The sequence below is a fragment of the Rhizobium sp. 0TCS1.26 genome, from assembly GCF_050455525.1.
Classification (GTDB): Bacteria; Pseudomonadota; Alphaproteobacteria; order Rhizobiales; family Rhizobiaceae; genus Neorhizobium.
On sequence record NZ_JBCIYV010000003.1, the window covers coordinates 463389 to 481688 of the forward strand.

14 protein-coding genes are annotated in these 18300 nt (G+C 65.7%); 7 read left to right on the plus strand and 7 right to left on the minus strand.

Features of this window, described 5'->3' with window-relative positions; translation table 11 throughout:
• Window positions 1-82 precede the first annotated feature (82 nt).
• A complete protein-coding gene (locus AAIH46_RS16225) occupies window positions 83-1003 on the plus strand; it encodes an AraC family transcriptional regulator (protein ID WP_430307009.1) in 921 nt (306 codons plus the stop codon).
• A 65-nt stretch (window positions 1004-1068) separates the two neighbouring features.
• On the opposite strand, the gene hutX is transcribed toward AAIH46_RS16225, so the two are convergent.
• Together hutX and AAIH46_RS16235 are read right to left on the minus strand one after the other, a co-directional pair.
• Window positions 1069-1605: a heme utilization cystosolic carrier protein HutX gene (gene hutX / locus AAIH46_RS16230; protein WP_430307010.1), complete on the minus strand. Its 537-nt coding sequence runs from the start codon at window positions 1603-1605 to the stop codon at window positions 1069-1071.
• On the minus strand, window positions 1602-1946 hold the full coding sequence (locus AAIH46_RS16235) for an antibiotic biosynthesis monooxygenase family protein (RefSeq protein WP_430307011.1): 345 nt from the start codon (window positions 1944-1946) through the stop codon (window positions 1602-1604). Before AAIH46_RS16235 ends, hutX begins: the two co-directional genes overlap by 4 nt.
• Window positions 1947-2094: 148 nt before the next feature.
• Between AAIH46_RS16235 and AAIH46_RS16240 the strand changes: the two genes are divergently transcribed.
• From AAIH46_RS16240 to AAIH46_RS16250, 3 genes are read left to right on the plus strand one after another with little or no spacing between them, the layout of a single operon-like run.
• Window positions 2095-2979 (plus strand): heme/hemin ABC transporter substrate-binding protein, encoded by an 885-nt coding sequence (locus tag AAIH46_RS16240; protein ID WP_430307012.1) that lies wholly within the window; start codon window positions 2095-2097, stop codon window positions 2977-2979.
• Window positions 2980-2981: 2 nt separating this feature from the next.
• A complete protein-coding gene (locus AAIH46_RS16245; protein ID WP_430307013.1) occupies window positions 2982-4070 on the plus strand; it encodes a FecCD family ABC transporter permease in 1089 nt (362 codons plus the stop codon).
• The gene (locus AAIH46_RS16250; RefSeq protein WP_430307014.1) at window positions 4067-4861 is read left to right on the plus strand and encodes a heme ABC transporter ATP-binding protein; all 795 of its coding nucleotides are present in this window, start codon (window positions 4067-4069) and stop codon (window positions 4859-4861) included. The genes AAIH46_RS16245 and AAIH46_RS16250 overlap by 4 nt, the downstream gene beginning before the upstream one ends.
• A gap of 179 nt (window positions 4862-5040) precedes the next feature.
• On the opposite strand, the gene AAIH46_RS16255 is transcribed toward AAIH46_RS16250, so the two are convergent.
• Window positions 5041-7230 (minus strand): TonB-dependent hemoglobin/transferrin/lactoferrin family receptor, encoded by a 2190-nt coding sequence (locus AAIH46_RS16255; RefSeq protein WP_430307015.1) that lies wholly within the window; start codon window positions 7228-7230, stop codon window positions 5041-5043.
• A 349-nt stretch (window positions 7231-7579) separates the two neighbouring features.
• Entirely contained in the window at window positions 7580-8623 is a 1044-nt protein-coding gene (locus AAIH46_RS16260) for a dipeptidase (RefSeq protein ID WP_430307016.1), read from the minus strand.
• A gap of 178 nt (window positions 8624-8801) precedes the next feature.
• Between AAIH46_RS16260 and AAIH46_RS16265 the strand changes: the two genes are divergently transcribed.
• The 3 genes from AAIH46_RS16265 to AAIH46_RS16275 all read left to right on the plus strand — a co-directional run bounded on the left by AAIH46_RS16265 (window position 8802) and on the right by AAIH46_RS16275 (window position 15308).
• A complete protein-coding gene (locus AAIH46_RS16265) occupies window positions 8802-10310 on the plus strand; it encodes a serine hydrolase domain-containing protein (protein WP_430307018.1) in 1509 nt (502 codons plus the stop codon).
• A 51-nt stretch (window positions 10311-10361) separates the two neighbouring features.
• Window positions 10362-11246, plus strand: a complete 885-nt coding sequence (locus AAIH46_RS16270) for a LysR substrate-binding domain-containing protein (protein WP_430307019.1) — start codon at window positions 10362-10364, stop codon at window positions 11244-11246.
• Window positions 11247-11468: 222 nt separating this feature from the next.
• Complete coding sequence (locus AAIH46_RS16275; protein ID WP_430307020.1) at window positions 11469-15308, plus strand: beta strand repeat-containing protein; 3840 nt, start codon at window positions 11469-11471, stop codon at window positions 15306-15308.
• A gap of 29 nt (window positions 15309-15337) precedes the next feature.
• Here the strand turns inward: AAIH46_RS16275 and AAIH46_RS16280 are convergent, their stop codons facing one another.
• From AAIH46_RS16280 to AAIH46_RS16290, 3 genes are all read right to left on the minus strand, one after another.
• Window positions 15338-16204, minus strand: coding sequence for a D-amino-acid transaminase (locus AAIH46_RS16280; protein ID WP_430307021.1), 867 nt, complete (start codon window positions 16202-16204; stop codon window positions 15338-15340).
• A 20-nt stretch (window positions 16205-16224) separates the two neighbouring features.
• Entirely contained in the window at window positions 16225-17274 is a 1050-nt protein-coding gene (locus AAIH46_RS16285) for a P1 family peptidase (protein WP_430307022.1), read from the minus strand.
• A 78-nt stretch (window positions 17275-17352) separates the two neighbouring features.
• Window positions 17353-18297 carry a dihydrodipicolinate synthase family protein gene (locus tag AAIH46_RS16290; protein ID WP_430307023.1) on the minus strand — a complete coding sequence of 315 codons (945 nt, stop codon included), beginning with the start codon at window positions 18295-18297 and terminating at the stop codon, window positions 17353-17355.
• Window positions 18298-18300: the final 3 nt, after the last annotated feature.

Here is an 18300-nt window from a genome sequence, read left to right on the forward strand (position 1 = left end):
TTGTTCGCAAGGAGTCTCGCATCGCTAGTTGATCCGATCTATGCTGTAAGCACTCAGAAATCGTCGCGATCGGATAGATGTCATGGATCCCTTGTCGGAAGTCTTCTCGCTGCTCAACATCCGCAGTGCGCGCTGCACACGTTTCGAGGCCAGCGGCCCGTGGGCCTACCGGTTCCCGGCGAAGCCGGCATTCAAGTTCGGCGCCGTCTTGCGTGGCAGTTGCTGGATCGATTTCGGCGATGGCGATCGCCGGCAGCTCGCATCCGGTGACTGCTTCCTGCTGGCCAACGCGCCGAGCTACGTGCTGGCGAATGACGACCAGATCGCGCCCGAAGACGGGATCGCGGCGTTCGATTGGGCGCTGTCGGATGTCGCGCATCATCGCGGCGATGACACGGTGCTGATCGCTGGTACCTTCGGGTTCGAGATCTCCGGCGCCGAACTGCTGCTGGGATCACTGCCCCGCTTTCTGCTGATCCCGTCCGGCAACGCATCGGCTGCCGTCGTGCGCGCGACGCTCGACATTCTTGACCTTGAAATCAGGAGCACGCGGATCGGCGCCGGCGTGCTCACCGACAGGTTGGCCGACGTGCTTCTCATCCAGGTTCTGCGGGCGGCGCTCGATCAGGACAGCGGCGAGGATTTTGGCTGGATCAGCGCGCTGGGCGATCCGCGGATCGGCAAGGCTATCCGGTCCATGCATGGCGATGCCGCCTATCCGTGGACGCTCGACGGTCTGGCGGGATCCGTGGCGATGTCGCGAGCGTCATTTTCCAGGCGGTTCAAGTCATTGGTCGGCACCGCACCGCTGGATTATCTGCTGCGCTGGCGCATGCGGCTGGCGCGCAACGATCTTCGCCATGGATCGACGGTCGCAGCGGTTGCCGCCAGGGTTGGATATTCGTCGGAAAGCGCCTTCGGGCATGCGTTCAAGCGCATCTATGGAGTGGCCCCTCGCCGGTACTGGCGCACGCGTGACGAAACCGGGACCGCTGCCTCCTGAAGGCGGAGCCGGACAGAAAAAGGCGGCCGGCGCGTCGCACCGGCAGCCCTTCGATCAGGTGTGCGTCAGACCGCGGCGTAGCGGTGGGCCAGAGCCTCGAAGCTGCCGAGCTGCTCGGCCAGCAGTTCGCGGGCCTCGTCGCGCCGGACGAAGATCTTGAACATCGCGGCACCATCGGCGTTCATGAACCAGATCGAGCACGACCGGCGGCCGTGGAACATCCGGTCGACGAAGGTGATGCCGGCGCAGCGATCCTTGCGGACATGTCCGCCAATGGGGCTGTCGCCGTGGATGTTGAACCAGCCATGGCCTTCGCTGCCCTGAGGCAGGCTGCCGGTCACTTCCAGCACGATATCGCCGGTATGGACGATGAACAGCACGTCGCCCCAGCCGGAGACCTCGGTCCAGATCGTCTCGAAGGCATCGGCGCCAACGGACACCGCGGCTCCCGCAGGTAGTATAGCGAGGATCTCGGCAGGCGTGACCTCGGCCTTGGTGGCGATCGCTTCAACGACGCCATCCGGCTTTTCCGCCAGCGCCGCGAGTGCTCGCTGCCGCCTGTCGTCATTGGCCTGCAGCTTGGGACTGACAGACTTCGTCATGCAGCCTGTTCCTCTTTCCCGTCGCGGCCTTCGTGGATGATGACCTCGAAGCCTTCGAAGTGTGGGCCAGAGAGATACTGCACGCTGCCGCGATTTTCGCCGGCGCGGGCATGGGCGGCACGGAACTGCTCCGACTTCGTCCAGGCGGTGAAATGCTCGACGCTCTCCCAGATCGTATGCGATGCGTAGAGCGTGTGGTCGTCGTGCTTGGCGCCCTTCAGCATGCGAAATTCCAGGTAGCCCGGCATGCTCGACAGGTGCCGTTCGCGGCTGCGCCAGATCTCCTCGAAGCGTTCCTCGTGGCCCGGCACAACCCGGAAGCGGTTCATTGCAATGTACATTCTGTGACCCCCATCAAAACTGGTGTGATCCGCTCATGATATATATTGCCCTCCCGGAAGGAAAGTCCTAAGACTTGATAATCACAGTCAGGTTTTAGCGCCGCGCCCCGGATCAAGGCGTGGCGTCGAGGGGAACGGGGTAGCAGTCATGGCCAAGCACAGGCGTTTCAGGAGGCTTGGCCTTCCGGTATTCGGCGTTCTCGCGGCGATGGCGGCCGGCTCTGCGCTGGCTGCCGAACCCGCCAACCCAGCCGCTCGCCGCATCGTGTCGATCGGCAGCGCCGTCACCGAGATCCTTTATGATCTTGGTGCCCAGGACCGGATCGTCGCCGTCGATTCAACCAGCACCTATCCGCAGGGGACAAAGGAAAAGCCGGATATCGGCTACCTGCGGGCGCTGTCCCCGGAGGGCATCATCGGCCAGAACCCGGACCTGATCCTGCTGCAGGACGGTGCTGGGCCGCCGGATGCGCTGACCGTCCTGCGCGCCAGCGGCATTGCCACCGCAACCATCAAGGCGCTGCCCTTGAGCGAGACGATCCCCGACAAGATCCGCGACGTGGGCGCAGCCGTCGGTCTTGGTGACAAGGCGGAGGTGCTGGCGCAGAAAACCAAGGCCGAGCTCGACGCTGCGCTCGCCGAGACTGCAAAAATCCCGCAGCCGCGCAAGCGGGTGCTGTTCATCCTCTCTGTCGCCAATGGCCGGATCATGGCCGGCGGCAAGGGAACTGAGGCCGCAGCGATGATCGAGATGGCCGGCGGCATCAACGCCGCCGACCAGATCACCGGCTACAAGCCGCTGACCGACGAGGCGGTGATCGCCGCAAGGCCGGATTACGTGCTGGTCATGCAGTCGGGCAACCACCACCTGACGCCCGACCAGGTCTTCAGCCTGCCGGCCTTCCTGTCGACGCCCGCCGCCGACAATCGCGCCCTGCTGCAGATGGACGGCCTGCTGCTGACCGGCTTTGGCCCGCGCACGCCGAAAGCCGTCGGAATGCTGACATCGCAGCTCTATCCGCAGAGCAACTAGAGATGCGCCGCAGCCTGATCGCCGCAATCCGTTCGAGCGAGCCGGATGGGGACCGGTCCCGCCTCGGCGTACTCTGCCTGACGGGCCTGCTCCTGCTTCTCGGTGTCTCGTGCTTCGTATCGCTGGCGCAGGGTCCGACCGGCGTCGATCTCAGCCATCTGTGGCTCTACGTCACCGGTCGCTCGGCGGAATTGACGCTGCAGGAACGGGTCGTCCTGGAGGCGGTGCGGCTGCCGCGCACGGCACTCGCAGTGCTGGTGGGTGCCGGCCTTGCCGTTTCCGGCGCCATGATGCAGGGGCTGTTCCGCAATCCGCTCGCCGATCCCGGCGTCGTCGGCGTCACCTCGGGCGCAGCGCTGTTCGCCGTCATCGGCATCGTGCTGGGATCGGGGCCGCTTGCCTCGCTCTCCGCTTTTCTCGGGAGCCATTTCCTGCCGGTGATGGCGTTCGCCGGGGGGCTCATCAACACGCTGCTGCTCTACCGGATCGCCACGCATTCCGGCCAGACCCAGACCAGCACGCTGATCCTCTCCGGCATCGCGGTCGGCGCGATCAGCGCCGCGATCATGGGTCTGCTGATCTTCGTCGCCGACGATCGTCAGCTGCGCGACATCACCTTCTGGAGCCTCGGCTCGCTGAGCGGCGCGACCTTTTCCCGCGTCCTCTCCATCCTGCCGTTCGTGGTGCTGGTATCGGCCGTCATCCCGGTCGTCGCCCGCGGCCTTGACGCGCTGGTGCTGGGCGACGCGGCGGCCTTCCACATGGGCGTCCCGGTGCAGCGCCTGAAGCGCCTCGTCATCCTGGCGGTTGCCGCCGCTTGCGGCGCGACGGTCGCCGTTGCCGGTTCGATCGGCTTCGTCGGCATCGTCGTGCCGCATCTGCTGCGGCTGATCATCGGGCCGTCGCACCGCTTTCTTCTGCCGGCTTCCGCCATCGGCGGCGCGGTTCTGCTGCTGCTGGCCGACAGCGTCGCCCGCACTATCGTCGCTCCGGCGGAACTGCCGCTCGGCATCGTCACGGCGCTGTTCGGCGCGCCGGTCTTCCTGCTGCTGATCGTCGGACGCAATGGCATGCGCTCAGGAGATGCATGATGTTCAAAGCTCATTCCGTCACGGTCGAACGCCGTGGCCAGCGATTGCTCGATGACGTCTCGGTGACCCTGCAGCCGGGTGCCATGACGGCGGTCATCGGTCCGAACGGTGCGGGTAAGTCGACGCTGATGAAGGTCCTGTCTGGCGAGCTTTCGCCCTCCAGGGGATCGGTCACCTATCATGACGTCGACGTCAGGCTGCAGGACGCCAGGGCGCTGTCCGCCAAGCGCGCGGTTCTGCCCCAGGCAAGCGAGTTAGCCTTCCCGTTCACCGTGCTGGAGGTCGTGCGCATGGGGGCGGTCGCCCAGGGTGCTGCCGATCCGAGTACCTCCGCACGAATGGCGCTGGCCCGCGTCGGGCTGACGGGCTTTGAACGCCGGCCCTTCCCGACACTGTCCGGCGGCGAACAGCAGCGCGTGCAGTTCGCCCGGGCGTTGGCGCAGGTTCCGCAGCCGGTGAAGAACGGCATGCCGATGGGCCTGCTGCTCGACGAGCCGACCTCCAGCCTCGACCTCAGCCATCAGATTGCCGTTCTGGAGATCGCCAAGACCTTTGCGCGCCAAGGCGGCATCGTGCTGGCGATCCTGCATGACCTGAACCTGGTCGCCGAGTTCGCCGACCGGATCGTGGTGCTGGAAAAGGGCCGCGTCGTGGCGCAGGGGAGCTGCGCGGAAAGCCTGAACGACGCGATGGTCATGCAGGTTTACAAGATCTCCGGCGCAGTCGGCCGCACGCCCGTCGGCCATATGCCGTTCGTGCTGCCGCAATCGCGCGACCGCCACATCGGCTGATCTCATCCTGATCCATCATAGTGACGGCTTCGGTTCCCGAGCCTGACGGCGGCTGGTCCATGCCTGCCGGCGGAGAGGAATTTCGCTGCCCGTAGCGGCCGGACGATCAGACCCATCGACGCATGCAAAAAGGGCACCCCTCTTGCGAGGGATGCCCTTTTTCGGTGGGATCGTTTTCTTCAGAACCGCTGGGTCAGCGACACCTTGAACGAGCGGCCCGGCTCCGAATAGAACTCGCGGGCCTGGGTCGCAGCGTTCGAGCGCACCGAGCTGTAATCGTAATAGGTCTTGTCGAAGACATTGTAGATGCCGGCATTGATGCGCAGGCCCTTGACCTGCTCCGGCTCCCACCATGCGGTCAGGTCGACGAGACCATAGCCCGGCGTGCGGAAGTAGGTGCCGGCCTTGCCGTCGTCGTGGCGCGACGCCGAGACGCCGATGAGGTCGACGCCGACGCCCCAGATTTCCGTATCGTAGCCGAAGCTGACGACGGCCTTGGCCGGCGCGACGGAGCGCAGGAAGGTATCGTTGTCGAGATCCTTGCCGCTCAGCGCGGAAAGTCCGAGGCCGACGCGCAGGCCGTTGTCGAAGGCGCGGTGGCCGGAGACCTCGACACCGTAGATCTCGGCCTTGGAGATGTTGCGGAACTGCTGAACGCCGCCCTGGCGGTAGTCGTTGAGGTTGTAGCCCATGGCAGCGGCCTCGCCGGCCGTCAGGCTGCGCGAGTCGATGAAGTTTTCATAGCGGTTGTAGAACAGGTTGATGCTGCCGCCGAAGCTTTCGTCGCCGAGGTTGGCGCCGATCTCGAAGCCGTTGCTGGTTTCTGATTCCAGATCCGGATTGCCGAGGCGCAGATAGGTGCCGCTCGCACCGAAGCGGCTGTAGAGTTCGCCGGCGGTTGGTGCGCGGAAGCCCATGGCCCACTGGCCGAAGAGCTGGATATCCGGTGCGGCATCGTAGGTCAGACGTAGCTTGGGCGAAACGGCTGTGTCTTCGAACGAGGCGGGAAGCGACGGCCGCGATGCGTTGCGGGCAAATCCATCGGTCATCTGCGGCTCGTAACGAACCCAGTCGAAGCGCAGGCCGGGCGTCAGCGTGAAGCCGGACTGGCCGAGTTCGATCGCGTCGTCGAGATAGAGGCCGATGCGATTGCCATCGACCTTCGGCGTATCGGCCTGGTTGGTGTGCAGGTTGTTGCAGGCCGTTGCGGCGCCCGTATAGATGCCGCTGGCCGGCTTGCGCGGGCACGCGTCGTAGCCTGCCGAATACTGATCGCTGGTGATCGTCGCGAGGTCCCAGCCGAAGGTCAGCAGGTGGTTGTTGCCGCCGATGGAGACGTTCTTCTGCGCCGCGCCGATCAGGCCGATGTCGCGCTCGTCGGAGGTGTTGTCGCGGCCGATCGGGCCGACGATCGACGTCGAACGGAACCCTGTATAACCGTCGAGAGTGCCGATCTTCTGGACGTAGAGCGAGGTCCAGAGGTTGTCGATGAAGCTCGTATCGCTCTCGCTTTCGAACTTGTAGTCGAGCGAAGCGCGGTCGCGATCGCTCTCCTTCTGCGACTGATAATTGCCCGGCCGATAGTTGCCGGTCACCGCCTGGTTGATGCGGTTATCAATATCGCGATCCTTGCGGTATCGCTCCAGCGTGACGCCGATGGTGTGACCGCCAGCCAGCTCCTGTCGCAGCTTGAAGAGCAGATTGTGCTCGTTGAAATCCGACGGGTTGGCTTCGGTGCGGGTCGTGCTGTAGCCGCCGATGCTGCCATTGGTCTCAAGCTCATGGCCCTTCTTGTAGCTGCCCTGGAACAGAACCGAGGTGCCGTCGACCTTGCGGGCGACCGCTGCCGCGCCCTGCCAGCTGCGCTCCGAGCTGTCGTAGATCGTCTTGACGAGGCCGCCCCACTGCTTGCCCTCGCCGATCAGATCCTCGGGCTCCAGCGTCCGGTAGGCGAGAACGCCACCCAGCGCGCCGGCACCGGCGCGGCTGGAATCGGCACCCTTCATGACGTCCACCGCCGACAGGGCGCTGAAGTTGACGGTATCGACGCCGCCGGTCGCCTGGCGGGTCGGGTCGCTGAGGAACGGCAAGGGTATGCCGTCGACGGTGGTCAGCACGCGGCTGCCTTCGAGACCGCGGATGTTGACCGAATCGTTGGCGCGGTTGAAGTTGACGCCTGGCTCGGCGACACGCCCGAGATCCTGGACGCTGGTGATCTGCCGGGCCTCGATCGTCTCCCGGGTTACCTCACTGGTCAGCGGGCTGTCTGTGGCACCGCCTTGCGGGACGCTCGACCGGTCACCCTTGATGGTGACGCGCGACAGGACCGTCGCATCCGACGGGGACGCCTGTTGCGCAACGGCGGTCATGGGGAGGCCCAGGGACGCGACGCTGGTGCAAGCGAGCAGGAGACGAGAAAGGCGGGGCAGCATCGCTGATCTTTCATGTTGAGCACGCGCACGGACACGGCGAAGCTGCCGCGCACAGAGAGCGTTGATGTGGTGGGTGAGGCCGCCGAGACGCCGGTGCCTTATTTCTACCGAATAAAAAACATGATTCCTTTTGTCAACATATTTAACATGACAAACAGACTCTTGTTTTAGAGCGATGCCGCTCAGGCACGCTGATGTGGCTTCAACGCACGTTAAGTGCGCAAGCGCTTACGTGCCGGCCCTGCGAGAAGCGCGACTTGTTGAACAGAGAAGAGGTGGATTAGGCTCAGTCGCCCCAGGTGAGCTCCAGCACGTCGAGCCAGTTACCGTGGCCGATGGCTGCCAGCGCCGCGTCGTCGAAGCCGCGCTGACGCAGGGCCTCGATCAGCCGTGGCAGGCCGGCGGCATCACCGAGTTCCTTGGGCACTGTCGTGCCGTCGAAATCGGATCCCAGTGCCACGTGCTGGATACCGATGCGATCTGCGACGTAGGCGACATGGTCGACGATCTTCGACAGCGGCGTATCGCCGTTGCGGGCCCCATCGTCGCGGAGGAACAGCACGCCGAAATTGATGCCAACGAGACCGCCGCTGTCGCGAATGGCATCGAGCTGTCGATCTGTGAGATTGCGGCTATGCGGGCAGAGGGAGTGGACGTTCGAATGCGAGGCGACGAGCGGTGCCTGCGACAGCCGGGCGATGTCCCAGAAACCCTGCTCGTTCATGTGCGAAAGATCGATCATGATCTTCAGGTCGTTGCAGGCCCGCACGAGGGCCCTGCCCGCTTCCGTCAGGCCCGGCCCGATATCCGGCGTCGATCCGAAGCGGAACGGAACGCCGTAGGCGAAGATGTTCGGACGGCTCCAGACCGGTCCCAACGTCCGCAGACCCGCCTGGTGCAGGAGGTAGAGCGCGTCGAGGTCGGCACCGACCATCTCCAGACCCTCGATGTGGAAGACGGCGGCAAACGATCCCGCGTTCATCGCCGCACGGATGGCCGCAGCGCTGCGGCAGACGGTGACGGCACCCTGCGAGCGGGCTTCGAGCTCGAACAGCAGGCGCGTCATGGCCATTGTCTCGTTCAGGGCGTCGGCCTGGGCCGGGGCGAGGAAATCGCCGTTGGCATCCGGACGCATGCTCGGCGGCGGGACGAATATGGCGCAAAGGCCGCCGGCCAGGTGACCGGCACGCGACCGCGGCAGATCGATGTGACCCGTTGCCTCGCCGTCGAGGAAGCCCTGCACCGGATCGGCCTGACCGGCGCGGCGCATGCGCAGCAGGACGTCGTTGTGGCCGTCGAAGACGGGGATGGTGGCAGGACTGGATGACATCGCGATATTCCGGGGAGCTTGTGTCTGAGGGTGGATGCACTGGTAGGTATGGTCGCACCGCCCGGCAAATGCAAACTGCGCATGGCGTTCGTGCAAAATGGAATTGGTCGCAGGCGGCGAGCGCTGGTAGACGGTGGACGTCAGTGGCTCGCCCGAGAGCCGATGCTTCGAGCGAGGAATGACGATGTCACTGGACTGGGACGCCGCCGCTGCCGCGGCCAAAACCTTCACCGATGGCTGGGGGCCGGATGCGCCGGGCGGCGCGGTCATAGGCTTCGATCTCGACGGCATCCGGTTTTCCGCCTGTGGCGGAATGGAAAGCCTTGCGACGCTGGTGCCGTTCAGCGCCCGGAGTGTCGTGCGGTACGCCTCGGTGACCAAGCACGCCTTCTGCGCCATGGTGCTGTCCCAGCCCGAACTGATCGGGCTCGACGACAGGCTCGGCGATCATCTGCCGGAACTGCAGGCGCCGCTTGCCGCGGTGTCCGTCGGGCAGGCACTCGACATGAGCGGCGGCTTGCCCGATACACGCGAATGCGTGACCCTGCTGGGGCTTTCTGTCTATACCGAGACCCGCTCGACGGAGCTGCTGAACTTCATCTTCCGCCAGACACGCCTCAACTACGAGGCAGGCACGGAGATCTCCTATTCGAATACCGGCTATCGGCTGGTGGAGGCGGCGCTCGCGCGAAAGGGCATGTCGTTCAAGTCTTTCATCCAGGCAGCCGGACGCCGGGCGGGCGCCGAGTTCGACGCGCCGGATGTCTGGCACGATCCGGTCGCCGGCCTTGTCCCCGGCTACTGGCGCGGCGATGAGCGCTGGCAGCTGTCGTCTGCCGGCCTGCACCTGTCGGCATCCGGCAGCATGACCGGCAGCGGCGAAAGCCTCGTCGCCTGGCTGCGCATGCTGATGGCCGACACAGGACCGTTCGGCGACATCCTGCAGCGGCTGGCTTCACCGCGCCTCCTCGCCGACGGCCGGCCGAGCGGCTATGGCCTCGGCTTGCGCCGGTCCGTGCTCGACGGCCAGGACTTCATCGGCCACGGCGGGTCGCACCCTGGCTACAAGACCTATTTCCTTCTCGATCCGGACACGAACGCCGGCTTCGTCGTCGTCTCGAACCGCGAGGATACCAACGGCTACGGGATCGCGTTGCAGGCCATGGCGGCGCTGCGCGGCCTGCCGTTGCCCCGCGTTTCGACGGCCCTGATCGACGGGCTCTATGTCACGCAGGAGGGCCCCTGGTGGATCAAGGTCGCCGGCAGCACGGTCACCTATCTCGATGCCGACGAAACGATTTATGACGACGGCGACGGCTGGGTCTCCTCCCGCTCCGCCTCCTCTCCCTTGCGGCTGCGGATGGACGGCGATGAGATCGTCGGCGAGGTCGGTCACGCGGCACGGCGTTTCGTGCCGGTCCGGACTGTGGATGTGCCGGAGACCCTGTCCGGCGAGTGGATTTCTCCCGAAGGTGCGCGGTTGGAGATTGCGGCGGATGTGCTGACGATGGGGATCGGCCCGGTGCGCCATGGCATGCCGCTTGCCGCGCTCGGAAACGGCCGTTTCCTGTTCACCTTGAAGGACGGGCCATGGACCAAGCGCGTCTGTATCCACATGCTTGCGGACGATCGGCTGGAACTGGTGCTCGGCCGGGCCCGGATGATGGAATATACCCGTCGGCACTGATGCCGGTCTGACCGGCACCGCCCAACTTGTGGCCTGGAAACGGAGAGCATCGTGGAAGTCAAATGGCTGGAGGACTTTCTGGCACTGGCCGGGACCTTGAACTTCTCCAGGGCCGCCGACGAACGGCATGTGACGCAATCGGCATTCAGCCGCCGCATCCGCCAGCTGGAGGCCTGGGTCGGCACGAGCCTGATCGATCGCGCCACTTATCCGTCGCGGCTGACGGAGGCCGGCGAGCGGTTCGTTCCGGTCGCCGAGCAGACGCTGCGATCACTCTATCAGGCGCGCCGCAATCTCCGGCCGGAGGACGGCGCCGAGGTGCAGCGGGTGACGCTGACGGCGCTGCACACGCTGTCCATCACCTTCTTTCCGGGCTGGATACAGACATTGGGAGCGGCTGTCGGACCGCTCGTCTCGCACCTGCGGCCGGATTCCGGCAGCATGGAGGAGAACCTCAACTCGCTGGTCGACGGCCATTCCGATTTCCTCCTCACCTACCAGCACGCGCATGTGCCGATGCTGCTCGGGCCGGAGTTCGAGCACCTGACGCTCGGTCGTGAAAATATCGTGCCGGTCAGTGCTCCGGATGAACGGGGCGCGGCGCGTCACCCGATCGAGCCGAGCTTCCTGCATGCCAGCTACCAGAAGAGCTCGTTCTTCGGCCAGCTCATCGCCGGCGCGCTTGCGGACCGCCTGCCGCCCAACACCTGCGTGCATGTCGGCAGCATGTCTGTCGGGCTGAAGGCGATGGCGATGGCCGGCTGCGGTCTCGCCTGGGTGCCGGAAAGCCTGGTGAAGGACGAGCTTGCCGCGGGCGTGCTGGTGCGGGCGGGCGGTCCCGAATGGGACATCGCGGTGGAGATCCGCCTCTACCGGTCACGCGACAACGGCCGGGCGATCGTCAGGCGGATCTGGGAGCTACTGCAGGTCGCCTGATCCAGCGGCCAAGGCGCCCGCCAGCCACCACAGGCTCGGGCAAGCCATGCGGTGTAACGGATCTCATCCGCATGCAGCAGCCAGGGAAACCGGCACTCGGCGGCCGGGCGACATCGGACGAGCGACAGAGTTTTTCGATCCGAAGCAGGCGGATCACTCTGGCAGTCGGCTGCCGGCGCTCGCGTAGTGCCGCCAATCCATTTGCTCCGAGGGCCGCTGCCAATGACCTCCATCGTTCCCAATCTCAGCATCTACCAGATCAAGGCGCTGTCGACCGCCTCCATCGCCTCCTGGACCTCGAGCGACGTCTCGCAGCTGTCGGCGGCCCAGGTGAACGCTCTTTCGTCGAAGCAGATCGCTGCGCTGGAGAGCGAGGACATCGCCGCGCTCAACACCGCGCAGATCGCTTCGATCGCGGTGAAGTCGCTCCCGGGCCTGTCGCTCGACCAGCTGGCGGCGCTCGGTACCGACCGGATCGCCAGCTTTGGTGCCGCGCAGGTTGCGGCCTTTTCCACGGCACAGATCGGCGCCCTCAGCAGCGATCAGGCCGAGGCGCTGACGCCCGCACAGATCTCGAGGCTGAGCGCCAAGCAGATCGCAGCCTTGGACGCCGCGGATCTCGCCACCTTCTCGACCGCCGATATCGCGGCAATCAGCGCCAAGGCGATCAGTGCCCTTTCTTCGACGCTGATCTCCGGCCTGGAGACCGACCAGATCGCTGCCCTGACGACCCTGCAGGTGGCATCGATGAGCGCCCAGCAGGTCAAGTCTCTGACGTCGGACCAGGTGGAGGTGCTGAACCCGTCGCAGATCCGCACGCTGACCGGCCTGCAGCTTGCGGCGCTGAGCAGCGACAATCTCGCCGGCCTGTCGACGAGCCAGATTGCCGCGATCAATGCCAAGGCGGTTCCCTCGCTGACCTCAGGCCAGATCGCTGCCCTGTCGACGCAGCAGGCCGAAGCGCTGACGGCGTGGCAGGTGGCAGCCCTGTCGCCGAAACAGCTGGCGCTGTTTTCCGCCGACGGCATCGCCACCTTCTCGACCGCCGATATCGCCGCTATTTCCGCACGGGCGATCGGTGGGCTGGCGAACCTCACCATCGCGCTGCTGTCGAGCGGCCAGCTTGCAGCTCTCACCTCCGCCCAGATCGGTGCGCTCAGCAGCAGCCAGCTCGGCTCGTTCGGCAGCAGCCAGATCGGCGCGTTGACGACGGCGCAGCTGAAGGGCCTCGCCTCCGCGCAGCTGGCAGCGATCACCACCGAGCAGATCGCAGCGCTCTCGACCGATCAGGTGGCCGCCCTCAGTGCCAAGGCCATACTCGGCCTCACCTCTCTGCAGCTTGCCTCGCTGTCCACAAACCAGGCAGAGGCGCTGACCGCCGCGCAGGTGGCTGCACTGACCTCCAAGCAGCTTTCCGCGCTCACCCCGGCTGCCCTTGAGACCTTCTCGACCGCAGATGTTGCCGCCATCGCTGCCAAGGCGATCGCCGGCCTGCCGACAGAGACGCTGGCGGCGCTGACGCTCGAGCAGGTGTCGGCACTGACGACGGCGCAGATCGCCGCGTTGAAGACCAGCCAGATGGCAGCGCTTGCCCCGTCGCAGATCGAAACCTTCAGCACCGGCCAGATCCGCGCGCTGGCGTCGTCGCAGCTTGCAGCCCTGTCGACCGACAGCGTCGCCGCCTTGAATGCGGACCAGTTCGCCGCATTCACCGCCAAGGCCATTCCCGGCCTCAGCACGATGCAGATGGCTATCCTGACGCTCGACCAGATCGAGGCACTGTCCAGCACCCAGATCGCCACGCTCACCGCCGCGCAGATGGCCTCGCTGACCTCGGACGGGCTGGAGACGTTCACGACAGCGGAAATCGCGGCCATCAATACCCGGGCGCTGGGCGGGCTTTCGTCGACGACGCTTGCGGCGCTCGGTCTCGAACAGCTTTCGGCACTGACGGCGGGCCAACTTGCGGTGCTGAAGACGGACCAGATCGGCGCGCTTGGCGTCGGGCAGATCGGTGCGCTGACGACCGCTCAGGTGAAGGCCCTGACGGCAACCCAGCTGGCGGCGCTCGGCACGGCTGCAATTGCTGCCCTGTCGGTTGACCAGATCGCCGCGCTCAACACCCGGGCCATCTCCGGCCTGACGACGACGCAGCTTGCCGCGTTCAATGCCGACCAGGCGGAAGCCTTCCTCGCCTCGCAGGTCGCGGGTCTCACCGCCACCCAAATTGCCGCCCTTCCAACCGATGCGCTGGCAACCTTCTCGACGGGCGACATTGCGGCTATCACGGCGGCCGCCATCGCCGGCCTTTCGAGCGATGGCATTGCGGCGCTCAGCCAGGACCAGTTCGCAGCCCTCACCACGGCGCAGGTCGCTTCGATGAAGTCATCGCAGATCGCCGCGCTGAACCCCTCGCAGCTCCTGTCGCTGACCTCCGCCCAGCTGCGTGCGCTGTCGGCGGCGCAGGTCGGTGCCGTTGCGACGGCGAGCCTTGCGGGCCTGTCGCCGGACCAGATCGCGCTGCTGACCTCAAAGGCTGCGGCCGGGCTGACGACCGCCCACATCGCCGCGCTCACTCTGGAACAGGCGGAAGCGCTCACGCCGTCCCAGGTCGCCGCGCTGAGTTCGACGCAGATTGCCGCCTTCAGCAACCAGAACCTTTCAGCGTTTTCCGCCGAGGACGTGGCCGCCATCGGCGCGAATGCGATCGCGGGCCTGCCGACAAGTACGCTTGCCGGCATCGGCACGGACCAGATCGCGGCGCTGACCTCGGGTCAGCTTGCCGGGCTGCAGTCCAGCCACATCGCCAGCCTGACCTCGTTGCAGATCGCCAGCCTGTCGACGGCGCAGATCCGGGCGCTTGGCGCAACGCAGATCTCGGGCCTTGAGACCAGCCAGCTTACCGGCCTCAGCGGCGACCAGATCGGCGCGCTTGGCGTGAAGGCGGTTGCGGCGCTCTCCTCGACGCAGCTTTCGGCACTCTCGACGCTCCAGTTCGACAACCTGTCGACCGGGCAGCTTGCGGCACTGACGTCAGCCCAGGTCTCAGCCCTGTCGAGTGACGCCATCGCCACCTTCTCGACCGCCGATATCGCCGCACTTTCCGCAGCCGCCATTTCGGGGCTGGCCAGCGACGCACTTGGTACTCTGAGCGCCGAGCGCATCGCAGCGCTGACCGCAGCGCAGATCGGCGGACTGTCCGGCAGCCAGATCGGCCAGCTTTCCGCAGCGCAGATCGGTGCCATGAGTCCGTCGCAGATCTCTGCGTTCAATCCGGTGCAGGCGGCGGGACTTGGCCCAGCCGGGCTTGGCAGCCTGTCGCCCGAGCAGGTCGGAGCGCTGTCGGCGAAATCCATTGCCGCATTGACCTCGGACCAGATCAGCGCGCTCTCCCAGTCGCAGTTCGATGGCCTTGCCACCAGTCAGATCGGCGCACTGTCTGCCAGTCAGATTGCCGCACTTGGCACGCAGGTGCTGGAAGCGTTGACTTCGGCCGACATCGCCGCGATCAGCGCCGCCGCCGTGGCAGGGCTGGCGAGCACGACGATCAGCCAGCTTTCAGGCGAGCAGGTGGCGGCATTGACGCCTGACCAGGTAACCAAGCTGAGCTACTTCCAGCTGACGGCGATGAGTTCGACGCAGCTTTCTGCGATGACCACCAGCCAGGTCGGGGTGTTCAACGCGCTGCAACTGGCGGCTCTCGGCACCGCCAAGATCTCAACACTGGAGACGGCGCAGATTGCCGCAATCAGCACCAAAGCGATCGTCGGGCTGACGACCGCGCAGATCGGCGCCCTGTCCACCGCCCAGGCCGAGGCGCTGACGCCGGCGCAGGTCGCAGCCCTGAGTTCTGCTCAGATCGCGGCCCTCAGCACGCAGGAACTCGGGACCTTCTCGGCGGCCGACATCGCTGCGATCAACACCGCAGCGCTCACCGGCCTGTCGACCTCCGACCTCCTGTCGCTGAGCAGCGATCAGTTGCTGGCCTTCACCTCGCCGCAGATCGACGCATTGAACGCCGACCAGGTGGTGGCGATCATTTCGGCCTACCAGGCGTTCTGATCGCAGCGACGGGCGGGTACCCGGTCGGTTCAGATCGCCGTCTTGCGGGCGTTGTCCATGTACAGCGCCCGCAGCCGGCGGACGATCGGCCCCGGCTTCCCATCGCCGACCGGCTGTCCGTCGATATTGGTGATCGGCACCACGAAGTTGGAAGCGCTGGTCAGGCAGGCCTCGACAGCGGTGCGGGCTTCTTCCACCGAGAACGGCCGCTCTTCGAGGATCATGCCTGCCTCCTTGGCCAGTTGCAGGACGGCAAGCCGGGTGCAGCCTGGCAGCGTCGCGTTCGACGGTCCCCGCGTGACGATGCGGCCATCGCCCGTGACGATATAAGCTGTCGACGAGGCGCCCTCGGTGATGAAGCCGTCCTCGACCATCCACGCTTCGTCGAACCCTTCCGCCTTGGCCGTACGCTTGGCGAGCACCTGGGGCAGAAGGCAGACGGACTTGATGTCGCGCCTTTCCCAGCGCTGGTCGGGGACGATCTTGACCTTCAGACCTTTTTCGACCGCCGCCACATGCTCAAGAGTTCTGGCCTGGGTGAACATCAGCAGCGTCGGCTGGAGATCCTCGGAGAACAGGAAATTCCGGTCCTCGGCGCCGCGGGTGTATTGCAGGTAGACGACTCCTTCGGTCAGCCCGTTGCGTTCGATCAACTGCTTTTCGATGGCGACGATCTCGTCCGTCGACACGGGCAGGAAGCCGCCGATCTCGCCGACGCTGCGCTCCAGCCGCGCCATGTGAAGGGCACTGTCGATCAGCCTGCCTTCAAGCACGGCGGTGACTTCGTAGATGCCGTCACCGAACAGGAAGCCGCGGTCGAAGATCGACAGACGCGCCTCGTTCTCCGGCAGAAAGGCGCCGTTCAGGTAGACTGTGCGGAGGGTCGGGCTGGACATGAATGCTCCTGGATGTGGGATCAGTTATGGGCGCCCGGCGATAGGCGCAGGGCCTTCACCAGGCTCGACTTGCCGGTCGCGGCGTTGAAGCCGCGGGTGTCTTCGGCCATCGTCAGCGAGTTGAGGATCGCCTCTTCTGTCGCCTCGATGGCGGCCTCGAACAGCGGCGAGACGATGTCGTTCGATAGCGACGGGATTGTCATGACGGCCTTGCGGCGCTCCTGCGTGCGGCGAACCTCTTCGGACGTCGAAAAGGCCAGCGCATAGTCGCCGGACCCGTTGCTGAGGGCGGCACCGGTGCGGGCGAGCCCGCCGAATGCGCGGCTGGCAAGCCGCTTCAGATTGCGCGGGCAGAGCGGCGCGTCGGTTGCCAGGATGATGACGATGGAGCCGTCGCGGTCGTGCTCCGCCAAGTCCTCGACATGTCGTCCGGCAACCGTCAGCCGGCCGCCGTAGTTCGACTGCACAAGCACGCCGAGCGTGAAGCTGTGCGCAGCAACCGGCACGATGCGGGAAGACGTGCCGATGCCGCCCTTCAGACCGAATGCGACGGTCCCGGTTCCGGCTCCGACCGCACCTTCGCCGACCGGGCCGGATGTTGCGACCTCGATCGCCTGACGCATCTCGTCTATGCTCGGGCGTGGCTGGCGGATGTCGTTCAGCCGGGAATCATTGGTTTCGCCGACCACGGCGTTCAGTGAGACGACACGCTCGTTCCCGGGCTGGTCCAGCGTGTAGCGGTTGATGGCCTCGATGGCCCGGCCGACGGCGAGCGTGTTGGTGAGCAGGATCGGCGTCTCGATCTCGCCAAGTTCCTCGATCTGCGTCGCACCGGCGAACTTGCCGAAGCCGTTGAAGATCGATAGTCCGGCCGGCACCTTGTCCTGGAACAGGTTGCCGCCATGCGGCAGGACCGCGGTGACGCCGGTGCGGATGCGCTCGCCTTCGACGCACGTGACATGACCAACTTTCACGCCCGCAACGTCGGTGATGGCGTTCAACGGACCGGTCTTGAAGCGGCCGATGGAAATGCCGCATGCGCTGGCGCGTTGGGCTGGCTGGTCTGTCATCTGCTGCGGTCACCTCGTCTGATGCGGGCGACACTAGCCCGCAGATCCGCGGAGCGGCAGCAGAAAAACGGAATAGTTTCAGACCGCGTTTGCAACGGCGCGCGGTCGCTCTCCGGTTTCGGGAAGAACCTGCCACTCGCCGAGAAGCGTCTTCAGCGCCATCCGGTCCGCCTCGTCCAGCCGCGGCAGGCCCGGAACGCGCACCGGCCCAACGTCGAGACCGCACATCGTCACAGCTTCCTTGACGACGGTGACGTTGGCGCCGTTGCGGAACTTGGTGCGCATCCGTTCGAACGGCTCGATGCGTGCGACGATGGCGCGGGCCGCGTCGAAATCGCCGGCATCGAGCGCCGAGAGCACTGCGCGCGAAAACTGCGGCGCAACGTTGACGAGACCCGAGGTGAACCCTCGCGCGCCGGCCGCGGCAAATGCCGGCGCCCAGCTTTCGGCAAGCCCGCAGACGAAGATCGCGCCGTCCGGATCAGCCGCCTGGATAGCCCTCGACAACAGCATCAGGTCGGTGGTCGCGAACTTGATGCCGGCGATGTTGGGATGATCGGCAAGCCGCACCATGTCTTCGACCGAAAAGCCGTCAGCCCGGGCATAGGCGACGAGCGGCAGCGGCGTCGCATCCGCCAGATTGCGGAAATAATCGATCTGCGCCTGCGGGGCGGCAAACGGATCGACCGGCTGATGCGACATCACAGCGGATGCCCCCATCGACTGCGCCTGCTTCGCCATCGCCACGGCCTCGCGCTGCGACCGCCCGATCGCCGCAGTCACCGGCGACCGTCCATCGACGCCCGACACGGCTGCCTCGTAGACCTTCAGGATCTCGTCCGGGGTCAGTGCATAGAACTCCCCGGTGTTGCCGGCCGCCACGATGTTGTGGATCCCGGCATCGGCGACCTTCGCATACACCTTTGACGTCATGGCGGTATCGACCTCGCCGTCCCGGCCATAAGCGGTCACCGGAACGCCCGAGACGCCCTTCAGCGCAGTGCGAATAAACTGCATGGTCATGGT

Excerpts from the sequence above, each read along its gene's own strand:
- AAIH46_RS16280 (WP_430307021.1), bottom strand. The coding sequence starts at position 16,204 with ATGTCCAGCCCGACCCTCCGCACAGTCTACCTGAACGGCGCCTTTCTG.
- AAIH46_RS16290 (WP_430307023.1), bottom strand. The coding sequence starts at position 18,297 with ATGACCATGCAGTTTATTCGCACTGCGCTGAAGGGCGTCTCGGGCGTT.
- AAIH46_RS16265 (WP_430307018.1), top strand. The coding sequence starts at position 8,802 with ATGACGATGTCACTGGACTGGGACGCCGCCGCTGCCGCGGCCAAAACC.
- AAIH46_RS16285 (WP_430307022.1), bottom strand. The coding sequence starts at position 17,274 with ATGACAGACCAGCCAGCCCAACGCGCCAGCGCATGCGGCATTTCCATC.
- AAIH46_RS16235 (WP_430307011.1), bottom strand. The coding sequence starts at position 1,946 with ATGTACATTGCAATGAACCGCTTCCGGGTTGTGCCGGGCCACGAGGAA.
- AAIH46_RS16255 (WP_430307015.1), bottom strand. The coding sequence starts at position 7,230 with ATGACCGCCGTTGCGCAACAGGCGTCCCCGTCGGATGCGACGGTCCTG.
- AAIH46_RS16260 (WP_430307016.1), bottom strand. The coding sequence starts at position 8,623 with ATGTCATCCAGTCCTGCCACCATCCCCGTCTTCGACGGCCACAACGAC.
- AAIH46_RS16225 (WP_430307009.1), top strand. The coding sequence starts at position 83 with ATGGATCCCTTGTCGGAAGTCTTCTCGCTGCTCAACATCCGCAGTGCG.
- AAIH46_RS16250 (WP_430307014.1), top strand. The coding sequence starts at position 4,067 with ATGATGTTCAAAGCTCATTCCGTCACGGTCGAACGCCGTGGCCAGCGA.
- AAIH46_RS16245 (WP_430307013.1), top strand. The coding sequence starts at position 2,982 with ATGCGCCGCAGCCTGATCGCCGCAATCCGTTCGAGCGAGCCGGATGGG.
- hutX (WP_430307010.1), bottom strand. The coding sequence starts at position 1,605 with ATGACGAAGTCTGTCAGTCCCAAGCTGCAGGCCAATGACGACAGGCGG.
- AAIH46_RS16275 (WP_430307020.1), top strand. The coding sequence starts at position 11,469 with ATGACCTCCATCGTTCCCAATCTCAGCATCTACCAGATCAAGGCGCTG.
- AAIH46_RS16240 (WP_430307012.1), top strand. The coding sequence starts at position 2,095 with ATGGCCAAGCACAGGCGTTTCAGGAGGCTTGGCCTTCCGGTATTCGGC.